Below are 11538 nucleotides of genomic sequence, written 5' to 3'. Positions count from 1 at the left end.
GCCAATATGAATACATTTGTTCAAGAACGTGTCACAGGAATGAAAATCGTACAACTTTTCAACAGAGAAGCTATTGAATTTGAAAAGTTTAAAGAAATCAATCAAAAGCACAATAAAGCTTGGATAAAAACCATTTTTTATAACTCTATCTTCTTCCCTATTGCTGATATTATTTCTTCGCTAACACTTGGAGCTGTTGTATTGTATGGAGGTTTTCATATTTTGGATGGCGATAAATTTACCACTTTTGGCGATTTGTTTTCCTATACTATGTTTATAGGAATGTTGTTTAACCCATTACGCCAAATTGCGGATAAATTCAATGAGATGCAAATGGGAATGATTGCAGCCAATCGGGTTTTTGATATTTTGGATAGCAATGCTGATGTTCAAATAGATGGCACAAAAGTGGCAAGTCATTTCCAAGGAAACATTCGTTTTGAAAATGTTCGCTTCGGTTATATTGATAATGAAGAAGTGCTGAAGGGAATCAATTTTTCCCTAAAATCAGGTGAAACCATCGCCATTGTTGGTGCCACTGGAGCAGGAAAATCAACTATCATTAATTTATTAAATCGTTTTTACGAAATCAATTCGGGTGCTATTTATGTTGATGACCAAAATATAAACGATTTCCAATTAGAAAGTTTACGGGCTCAAATTGCGATTGTTTTACAGGATGTTTTCCTTTTTGCTGATACCATTCACAATAATATTACACTCAACAATCCTGCTATTTCAAGAGAAGAAGTTGTCGAAGCAGCTAAGAAAATTGGCGTTCACAAATTTATAAAAACACTTCCTGGTGGTTATGATTTTGACGTAAAAGAACGTGGCGTAATGTTGTCATCAGGACAGCGTCAATTAATTGCATTTCTTCGCGCTTATGTTAGTAATCCTAGTATTTTGATATTGGATGAAGCTACTTCTTCCATAGATACTTACAGCGAAGAATTAATTCAAAAAGCCACCGAAAGAATTACACAAGGAAGAACATCAATTATCATTGCTCATCGATTGGCAACAATTATGAATGCCAATAAAATTATTGTTATGCATAAAGGGCAAATTGTGGAAGAAGGAACACATCAAGAATTGGTAAACAAAGTAGCAGGTTATTATAAAAATTTATATGATTCTCAGTTTGTTTTAGAGAGTTAATTTTTCAAAATAAATCCTTAAATTCGCAGTCTTAAATATACATAAAAATTTATATTAAATGATACGAGCGGAAGCGACTGCATTTTTTACAAACAACAAATAAATACGAAAAAAATGACAAGAGCGATAGCGACTGCATTTTTTACAAATAATAAAAAAACAAGAACAAATGACACGAGCGATAGCGACTGCATTTTGTACAAATAATAAATAAACAAGAACAAAATGACACGAGCGATAGCGAATGCATTTTGTACAAATAATAAATAAATACGCAAAAAATGAAATACGATATTATAGTTTTAGGAAGTGGTCCAGGTGGTTATGTTACTGCTATTCGCGGGTCACAATTGGGCTTTAAAGTAGCCGTAATTGAAAAAGAAAGTTTGGGTGGTGTATGTTTAAATTGGGGTTGTATTCCAACAAAAGCATTGTTAAAATCGGCTCAAGTTTTTGATTACCTAAAACATGCTTCCGACTATGGATTAACCATCAAAGAATTTGACAAAGATTTTAATGCAGTGGTAAAACGTTCCAGAGATGTTGCTGATGGAATGAGTAAAGGTGTTCAATTCCTAATGAAAAAAAATAAAATCGATGTTATTGATGGTTTTGGTAAGCTAAAAGCTGGTAAAAAAGTTGATGTGACCGATGCTAATAAAAAGGTAACCGAATATTCAGCAGACCATATTATCATTGCCACAGGTGCTCGTTCTCGAGAATTGCCAAATCTTCCCCAAGATGGAATAAAAGTAATTGGTTATCGCCAAGCAATGACGTTACCCACGCAACCAAAATCTATGATTATTGTGGGTTCTGGTGCTATTGGAGTAGAATTTGCTCATTTCTATAATGCGATGGGAACTGAAGTTACTATTGTAGAATTTATGCCAAATATAGTTCCGGTTGAAGACGAAGATATTTCTAAACAGATGGAACGTTCTATGAAAAAAGCAGGTGTAAAAATCATGACCTCATCTTCTGTCGAAAAAATCGATACTTCTGGAAAAGGTGTAAAAGCATTTGTGAAAACTGCCAAAGGCGAAGAAATTTTGGAAGCAGAGATTTTGCTTTCGGCGGTTGGAATTAAAACCAATATTGAAAACATCGGTTTAGAAGAAGTTGGTATTGCAACCGATAAAGATAAAATTGTAGTAAATGCCTATTCACAAACCAATATTCCCGGTTATTATGCTATTGGCGATGTAACGCCTGGACAAGCTTTGGCACACGTTGCTTCGGCAGAAGGAATAAATTGTGTTGAAAAAATTGCTGGTTTGCATGTTGAACCAATCGATTATGGAAACGTTCCGGGTTGTACCTATGCTACACCAGAAATTGCATCAGTCGGTTTAACCGAAAAACAAGCTAAAGAAAAAGGATACGAGTTAAAAATTGGAAAATTCCCGTTCTCCGCCTCAGGAAAAGCAAAAGCGGCAGGAACTCCAGATGGTTTTGTAAAAGTAATTTTTGATGCCAAATATGGTGAATGGTTAGGTTGTCACATGATTGGCGCTGGAGTTACAGACATGATAGCAGAAGCAGTTTTGGCAAGAAAACTAGACACAACTGGGCATGAAATTCTAAAAGCGATTCATCCTCACCCAACGAGGAGCGAAGCTGTTATGGAAGCCGTTGCCGATGCTTATGGCGAAGTGATCCACTTATAAAATATTTTTTCCCCGTCCTAAATAATCGATACAGATTATTTAGGACGGGACAATTGTTTTGATTTTTACATTTTTGCTTTTAATGCCTTGTATTTATCTGTCATTTCAAGAGCATTATAAACACTTAATAACGTTCTTTTAGCAGCATCATTATCAGGTTTTATTTCAACAGCTTTTTCTAAATAAGGCAAAATTGATTTGAAATTCTTTTCTCTTTCTGCTTTCAATACTTCATAGCGTTTGTTGTCTTTTTCAGAAGTTCCTAATTTATTCATTTCAGTAACAAATTTCTCATCGCCTCTTAGTTTTAATTCCGCTAAATTCAAATTGGCATTGAAATAATTAGGATCAATTTCCAAAGCTCTTTTATAATATTTTTCGGCATCTTCCAATTTATTTCCATCTGAACTTATAACACCTAAGTTATAAACTAAGTCAACATTATTAGGGTCATTTGCTAAAGCTTCATTTACAAGTCGGGTATAGGTATCAAAATCATTTAATTTATAATACAACTCGGCTTCGGTTAAAATAAGGGATTTATCATTTGGATTTGCTTTTCTAGCTTCGGCTACTGCTGCTTTTGCCTCTTCAATTCTTCCTTTTTCAATTAATATTAAAGCAATGTTTTTATAAATTTCTCCTTTTTGAGATGGTAATTTTTGATCTCTTGGCTTTTCATGAGTGCCCGATTTAACATAAATATCTCTTTCATTTTTAGTGTTGAAAGTTTCTTCTTTACCAGATGCTTTATTAGTTGCCCATAAAAGAGTTCCTTCTCCCGTATAGTTTAGTATTTTCAATTGATTGTAATAATCCAATGCTTTATCATAATCTAACGCGTTAACTGCATAGCTAGCAGCATCAAATAAATTATCTTGATCTTTTTTATCTAATAAATAAATGGAATACAAAATTTCGGAAGCTTCTTTATATTTTTTTGAATTACCTAAAGCTTTTGCGGCTTGTAGAAGTTCTGGCTTGAAAGAAGTAATTGTTTCATTAATATCATCAGTATAAACCTTTTTACCTGTCTTCTTTTCAAAATCAAGCGTTGCATTTAAACCCGTTGCTAAATCTGTTATTGCCTTTGGACTAGCCAATTTCATTAATGCCGCTTGTATTTGAACTGGTGTCATCGTTTTATCAACGGCCAAAGACTCTAATACTGGTGTCATTACTTTATAGAAATTAGCATAAATTTTGTCACTTTCTTCAACTGCTAAGGGTTCTACTTTAGATACTAAATCTTTGTATTCTACTAAATCTTTTCCTTTTATTTCCTCTTTAGCATAAATTTTCTTCAATGCTTTTAGCTCCTCCTTTTGAGCAAAAGTTGAAACAGAAACTAGTATTGATGCTGTCAATACGATGTGTTTAATTTTCATATTGTATTATTTTAAATTATTCTTGTGGTTCATTATTGTCATCCGAAGATTCTGTTTCGCTTTCATCGTTGATGTCATCGCCATCAACATTTTCTCCTGCTACCTCTTCTACTTCGTCTTCTTTCATTACTTTGGTAACTGCTGCAATGGAATCGTTTTCTTTGATGTTTATCAAACGAACACCCTGTGTAGCTCTACCCATAACTCTCAAATCAGAAACTTCCATTCTAATGGTCAATCCCGATTTGTTGATAATCATCAAATCATCTTCGTCAGTCACAGCATTGATAGAAATCAAAGCACCAGTTTTATCAGTTATATTAAGAGTTTTTACTCCTTTTCCTCCTCTATTAGTAATACGGTAAACATCTTCTCCATCTTCATCTACCAATTTAGTTCGTTTTCCATAACCGTTTTCAGTAACCACTAAAAGCTGGGTGTCATTAATATCGTCTTTGTTCACAGATACCATTCCTATTACTTCGTCTTTATCATCCGCCAAAGTAATGCCGCGAACACCTGATGCGGTTCTTCCCATTGGACGTGTTTTTTCTTCTTCAAAACGAACTAATTTTCCTGATTTTACGGCAATTAACACTTGGCTTTCACCATTGGTTAGTTTGGCTTCCATTAGTTCATCGTCTTCTCTGATGGTGATGGCATTGATTCCGTTTTGACGTGGTCGAGAATATTGTTCCAATGGTGTTTTCTTCACTTGACCTTGTTTGGTCGCCATAATAACATAGTGACTGTTGATGTATTCTTCATCTTTGAGGTCTTGTGTACAAATGAATGCTTTTACCTTATCATCACTTTCAATATTGATTAGGTTTTGAATAGCTCTGCCTTTACTTGTTTTGCTTCCTTCTGGTATTTCATAAACACGCATCCAGAAACATTTTCCCTTTTGGGTAAAGAATAATAAATATTGGTGATTGGTGGCAACAAACAAATGTTCTAAGAAGTCTTGGTCTCTTGTTCCTGCGCTTTTTTGTCCAACTCCTCCTCTATTTTGTGTTTTGTACTCCGATAAATTTGTACGTTTAATATAACCCGCATGCGAAATAGTGATGACCACGTTTTCATCGGCAATCAAATCTTCTATACTTACATCTCCACCTGAATATTCTATAACTGAACGACGTTCGTCGCCATATTTGTCTCTAATTTCTACTAATTCGTCTTTGATCAATTGCATTCTCAACTCTTTATTAGCCAATAAGTCTTTCAAGTGTTGAATTAATTTCATGATTTCTTCATATTCTGCTCGCAACTTGTCTTGCTCAAGACCAGTCAATTGACGTAATCTCATTTCAACAATGGCTCGGGCTTGAATTTCAGATAAAGTGAAACGTTCAATCAATTTGGTTCTGGCTTCATCTCCGTCTTTTGAGGAACGAATTAAGGCAATTACCTCATCAATGTTATCAGAAGCGATGATTAAACCTTCTAAAATATGTGCTCTTTCCTCTGCTTTGCGTAATTCAAATTGGGTTCTTCTGGTAACCACATCGTGGCGATGTTCTACAAAATAATGAATCAAATCTTTTACGTTCAACATCTGTGGTCTTCCATTTACCAACGCAATATTATTGACACTGAAAGAAGATTGCAATTGTGTAAATTTATAAAGTGTATTCAAAACTACATTTGGAACCGCATCACGTTTTAATTCATACACAATTCGCATTCCGTTTCTATCCGATTCATCTCGAATATTGGAAATACCTTCAATTTTTTTATCATTGATCAAGTCGGCAGTTTTCTTTATCATGTCAGCTTTATTGACTTGATAAGGAATTTCGGAAACGATAATAGCATCTTTTCCATTAGATTCTTCGAAACTTATTTTGGCACGAATTACAATCCTTCCTCTCCCCGTTTTAAATGCTTCACGCACACCTTCCATACCATAAATTATTCCACCGGTAGGAAAATCGGGGGCTTTGATATGCGTAATTAATTCGTCAATTTCAATATCATTGTTATCGATGTACGCCAATGTTCCATCGATAACTTCTGTTAAATTGTGAGGTGCCATATTGGTAGCCATCCCTACCGCAATACCCGATGCACCATTTATTAGTAAATTAGGCACTCTAGTAGGCATTACTTTTGGCTCATACAAAGTATCATCAAAATTCAATTGGAAGTCAACCGTTTCTTTATCGATGTCTGCCATAATGTCTTCTGACATCTTTTTCATTCTGGCTTCTGTATAACGCATAGCTGCTGGACTATCGCCATCAACCGAACCAAAGTTACCTTGACCGTCAATTAACAAATAACGCAAACTCCATTCTTGAGCCATACGAACCATGGCATCATAAACTGAGGTATCACCATGTGGATGATACTTCCCCAAAACCTCTCCAACAATTCTTGCTGATTTTTTATGCGCTCTATTAGAAAAAACCCCCAAATCATACATTCCATATAATACTCTTCTGTGAACTGGTTTTAAACCATCACGCACATCAGGCAGTGCTCTTGAGACAATAACCGACATCGAATAATCGATGTAGGCAGATTTCATTTCATCTTCAATGTTTATTGGAATTAACTTTTCTCCGTCAGACATAGTTGTATAAATTATTTATAAAAATTAGTTTAAATTCAAAACGTGCTAATATAGTCTATTTAGAAAAAACAGCACCTATTTTTTACTACAAATTTCAAAGATTTATTAACAAAATTGGGGCTTTTTTTGGTTAATAAATAACTTGACTTACTACTTTTTTTATTGACATTTTTTTTGTCAATTAGCTGACAGTACTTTTAGACGGAATGATTTTTGTTAGAATCATAGATTATAACTAAATTTACGTTACCAATAATATAATTATATGGATGATAATTTTTCGCCAAGAGTAAAAGATGTAATCACATACAGTAAAGAAGAAGCCCTTCGTTTAGGGCACGATTTTATTGGTACAGAACATCTTATGCTTGGTATCCTGAGAGATGGAAATGGTAAAGCGATTGCAATTTTGAATAACTTATCTATAGATTTGGAGCATTTGAGAAAAAAAGTAGAGATTTTAAGTCCTGCCAATCCAAATGTAGAAATTAGCAATGAAAAGAAAAATTTACACTTGACTCGTCAAGCAGAGCGAGCTTTGAAAACTACTTTTTTGGAAGCAAAAGTATTTCAAGCCAATTCAATTAGTACAGCTCATTTACTTTTGTGTATTCTACGAAATGAAAATGATCCAACAACCAAACTATTGCACCGTCTAAAAATAGACTATAACGTAGTTAAAGAACAATATTTAAATATGACACCAAACGAAGATGATTTTACAGATAATCTGCCTAGAAATGAATCCTATAATGATGACTCAGGTCAAGATGACAGTTTAAAAGAAGGTAGTTTTAATAATCCGGCAAATAAAACCAATAAAAAATCGAAAACTCCAGTTTTGGATAACTTTGGTCGCGATTTGACCGAAATGGCCGAAGAAGGAAAACTCGATCCAGTGGTAGGTCGTGAAAAAGAAATTGAAAGAGTTTCTCAAATTCTAAGTAGAAGAAAGAAAAACAATCCTTTGCTAATTGGTGAACCTGGCGTAGGAAAATCTGCCATTGCCGAAGGATTAGCTTTGCGTATTATCCAAAAGAAAGTTTCCCGTATTCTTTTTAATAAAAGAGTAGTGACATTAGATTTAGCTTCACTCGTGGCTGGAACAAAATACCGAGGGCAGTTTGAAGAAAGAATGAAAGCAGTCATGAATGAATTGGAGAAAAACGACGACATTATTCTTTTTATTGATGAAATTCATACCATTGTTGGTGCTGGAGGCGCAACAGGTTCTCTTGATGCTTCTAATATGTTCAAACCCGCTTTAGCAAGAGGAGAAATACAATGCATTGGTGCTACAACACTAGACGAATACCGTCAGTATATTGAAAAAGATGGTGCGCTTGAAAGACGATTCCAGAAAGTAATTGTGGAACCTACCTCTGTCGAAGAAACCATAACAATATTAAACAATATCAAAAACAAATACGAAGACCATCACAACGTAGTTTATACTGACGAAGCCATTGAAGCATGTGTGAAGTTGACCAACAGATACATGTCGGAACGTTTCTTGCCAGATAAAGCTATTGATGCTTTGGACGAAGCGGGTTCCAGAGTGCATATTACCAATATAGATGTGCCAAAACAAATTTTGGATTTAGAACGTCAACTGGAAGAAGTGCGCGACCTTAAAAATTCTGTTGTCAAAAAACAGAAATATGAAGAAGCAGCAAAGCTACGTGATGATGAAAAACGTTTAGAAAAAGACTTAGCAATTGCTCAAGAACAATGGGAAGAAGATTCTAAAAGTAATCGTATTAAAGTAACCGAAGACAATGTTGCCGATGTAGTTTCGATGATGACTGGAATTCCCGTGAACAGAATTGCACAAACAGAAAGCAACAAATTGGCTCACCTTCCAGAATTGATAAATGGAAAAGTAATAGGGCAAAGCGAAGCCGTGATGAAAATATCGCGTTCTATCCAAAGAAATCGTGCTGGATTGAAAGATCCAAATCGACCTATTGGTTCCTTTATTTTCTTGGGACAAACAGGAGTTGGGAAAACACAATTGGCAAAAGTTTTGGCTAAAGAATTATTTGATTCAGAAGAGGCATTAATCAGAATTGACATGAGCGAATACATGGAAAAATTTGCCATTTCAAGATTAATTGGTGCACCTCCGGGATATGTTGGTTATGAAGAAGGAGGGCAATTGACCGAGAAAGTTCGAAGAAAACCTTACTGTGTTGTGCTTTTAGACGAAATTGAAAAAGCACATCCAGATGTATTTAACATGTTACTACAAGTTTTGGATGATGGTTATTTGACTGATAGTTTAGGACGAAAAATTGACTTCAAAAACACCATTATCATCATGACTTCTAATGTTGGCGCACGTCAATTGAAAGACTTTGGACAAGGTGTTGGTTTTGGAACTGCTGCCAAAATAGCGCAAGCTGATGAACATTCAAAAAGTGTGGTAGAGAATGCTTTGAAAAAAACATTTGCTCCAGAGTTTTTAAACAGAATTGATGACGTCATCGTCTTCAATCCATTAGAAAAACATGACATCGATTTGATTATCGAAATTGAATTGAAAAAACTATTTGGAAGAGTAGAAGAATTGGGATACAAGCTCAATTTATCGGATACTGCTAAAGCATTTATTGCTGAAAAAGGTTTTGACAAACAATTTGGTGCTCGACCATTAAAAAGAGCTATTCAAAAATATGTCGAAGATGCTTTGGCTGAAGAAATTATTACTTCCAAAATAGCTTCGGGCGATGAAATCTATATGGATTTAGACGAAACGGCTCAAGAGTTAACCGTTACAGTTCATAAAGCGGAAAAACCAACGAGTTAATAATTTTTAAATTTGAGTTGTTATGGAAATTAAATTCAAAAAAGTTCAAAAAAAACATTTACCTCTATTAAAAGAATTGGCAAAGTCGCTCAATATCGAAATGGAAGAAGATTCTAAAAGTCCTTATAATAAAGAATTTGTTGCAAAAATTTTAAAAGGCGATAAAGATTTGAGGGATGGTAAAGGTATTAGTATTGCTTTAGAAGATTTATGGAAGTAAGATATACTCCAGATGCAGTAAAAGATTTGATTTTTTGGAAAAAATCTGGAAATAAAATAATTCAGAAAAGAATAGTTTTATTGATAGAAGACATTATAAAACATCCTTATTATGGCATTGGAAAACCTGAACCTTTAAAATATGAACTTTCTGGAAAATGGTCTAGACGAATCAATGATGAACATCGAATAATTTATCAAATTGTCGAAGAAAATATAATTGAAATTTTAGAAATAGTATCCCTAAAAGGTCATTACAAATAAAATAATATTAAATACAAGCCACAAATCCTCGAATGAAATTTAGTTTAAATTATTCGTGAATTTGTGGTTTTTTAATTTATAACAATGCCACAAAACAAAATCATTTTAGGTTCCGAAGAATGGTGTTCTTTCCCCGAAATAGGAATTCCTGCGATAAAAGCTCGTGTCGATTCAGGTGCCAAAACTTCTGCACTTCATGCTATTAATATTGCTCCTTTTTTAAAAGAGGAAGAAAATTGGGTGAAATTTGACATCAATCCCATTCAGAATAATCTAAAAACAGTAATTCATTGTCAAGCAAAGCTAGTTGACAAACGCATTGTCAAAAGTTCGAGTGGCTTTAGAGAACAACGCTATGTAATTCAAACAACTTTGAAAATTGGTAACGATAGTTGGGAAATTGAAATGACACTCACCAATCGTGACTCTATGGGTTTCCGAATGTTATTGGGAAGAGAAGCTATGAGTGGCAGAATATTAGTGGACCCGGAACAAAAGTATTTACTGGGACAAACCACAAGTGAAACCCTGAAAAATTTGTATATCGATGCAATTGTAAACAAATCGGGTCTACGAATTGGCGTCTTAGCTAGTAATCCTGAATTATATAGCAATAAGCGAATTATGGAAGCGGGAGAAATGCGTGGGCACGAAATGCATTTTTTGAACATCAAAGAATGTTACATGAAATTGGATGCTGACAAACCCGAAATTCATTATCGCGGTGGAAAAATTTTAGATAATTTTGATGCTGTTATTCCTAGAATTCGCCCGAGTATTACGTTTTATGGTTGTGCTTTAACAAGACAATTTGAAGCTATGAAAGTATATTGTTTGAATTCGGCGGCAGCCATAACTCAATCACGAGATAAATTGTTTTCGCTTCAATTATTGTTGCATCACGGTGTCGATATTCCCACAACAGGTTTTGCCAATTCGCCTTTGGATACGGATGATTTAATCAAAATGGTTGGCGGTTCTCCTTTGATTGTTAAACTATTGGAAGGAACACAAGGAAAAGGTGTGGTTTTGGCCGAAACCAAAAAAGCTGCCGAATCAGTAATCAATGCTTTCAAAAGTTTGAATGCTAATATATTGGTGCAGGAATTTATAAAAGAAGCTGATGGCAAAGACTTACGCTTGTTTGTCGTTGATGGAAAAGTGGTGGCTGCTATTCAGCGTGAAGCTGCTCCAGGCGAATTTAGAGCCAATATTCACATGGGCGGAACAGCAAGTGTTATTAAACCCACAAGTGATGAAAAAAAGATTGCCATCAAAGCGGCAAAAGCTATGGATTTAAAAGTAGCAGGTGTTGATATCATTCGTTCATCAAAGGGACCATTATTATTAGAAGTCAATTCTTCTCCCGGCTTAGAAGGTATTGAAGGTGCCACCAATAAGGACATCGCTGGAGAAATGATTAAAGCCATTGAGAAAAATTTTAAA

Annotated in this window: 8 protein-coding genes; 6 read left to right on the top strand and 2 right to left on the bottom strand. The window is 34.7% G+C overall.

The genetic code is table 11. The annotated features are described in order from the left end of the window. Both ACK5ON_RS01530 and lpdA read left to right on the top strand, forming a co-directional pair. A partial coding sequence (locus ACK5ON_RS01530; RefSeq protein WP_409819206.1) for an ABC transporter ATP-binding protein occupies positions 1-1161 on the top strand: 1161 nt, incomplete at its 5' end. Positions 1162-1442: 281 nt separating this feature from the next. Further along, a complete protein-coding gene (gene lpdA, locus ACK5ON_RS01525) occupies positions 1443-2831 on the top strand; it encodes a dihydrolipoyl dehydrogenase (RefSeq protein ID WP_409819204.1) in 1389 nt (462 codons plus the stop codon). 65 nt (positions 2832-2896) lie between these two features. Here lpdA and ACK5ON_RS01520 read toward each other — a convergent pair whose 3' ends face one another. Then, positions 2897-4219 carry a tetratricopeptide repeat protein gene (locus tag ACK5ON_RS01520; protein ID WP_409819202.1) on the bottom strand — a complete coding sequence of 441 codons (1323 nt, stop codon included), beginning with the start codon at positions 4217-4219 and terminating at the stop codon, positions 2897-2899. Between the two features lie 16 nt (positions 4220-4235). Then, complete coding sequence (gene gyrA, locus ACK5ON_RS01515) at positions 4236-6800, bottom strand: DNA gyrase subunit A (RefSeq protein ID WP_409819200.1); 2565 nt, start codon at positions 6798-6800, stop codon at positions 4236-4238. A gap of 265 nt (positions 6801-7065) precedes the next feature. Between gyrA and ACK5ON_RS01510 the strand changes: the two genes are divergently transcribed. The 4 genes from ACK5ON_RS01510 to rimK all read left to right on the top strand — a co-directional run. After that, positions 7066-9609: an ATP-dependent Clp protease ATP-binding subunit gene (locus ACK5ON_RS01510; RefSeq protein WP_409819198.1), complete on the top strand. Its 2544-nt coding sequence runs from the start codon at positions 7066-7068 to the stop codon at positions 9607-9609. A gap of 22 nt (positions 9610-9631) precedes the next feature. Then, positions 9632-9829, top strand: a complete 198-nt coding sequence (locus ACK5ON_RS01505; RefSeq protein ID WP_396175916.1) for a DUF2683 family protein — start codon at positions 9632-9634, stop codon at positions 9827-9829. Beyond that, complete coding sequence (locus tag ACK5ON_RS01500) at positions 9820-10092, top strand: Txe/YoeB family addiction module toxin (protein WP_396175918.1); 273 nt, start codon at positions 9820-9822, stop codon at positions 10090-10092. The genes ACK5ON_RS01505 and ACK5ON_RS01500 overlap by 10 nt, the downstream gene beginning before the upstream one ends. An 84-nt stretch (positions 10093-10176) precedes the next feature. Further along, on the top strand, positions 10177-11538 hold a 1362-nt coding region (gene rimK / locus ACK5ON_RS01495; RefSeq protein ID WP_409819196.1), incomplete at its 3' end, for a 30S ribosomal protein S6--L-glutamate ligase.

This window comes from Flavobacterium sp., assembly GCF_046317795.1.
Taxonomy (GTDB): domain Bacteria; phylum Bacteroidota; class Bacteroidia; order Flavobacteriales; family Flavobacteriaceae; genus Flavobacterium.
This window is presented reverse-complemented; position numbering and strand designations above follow the sequence as displayed.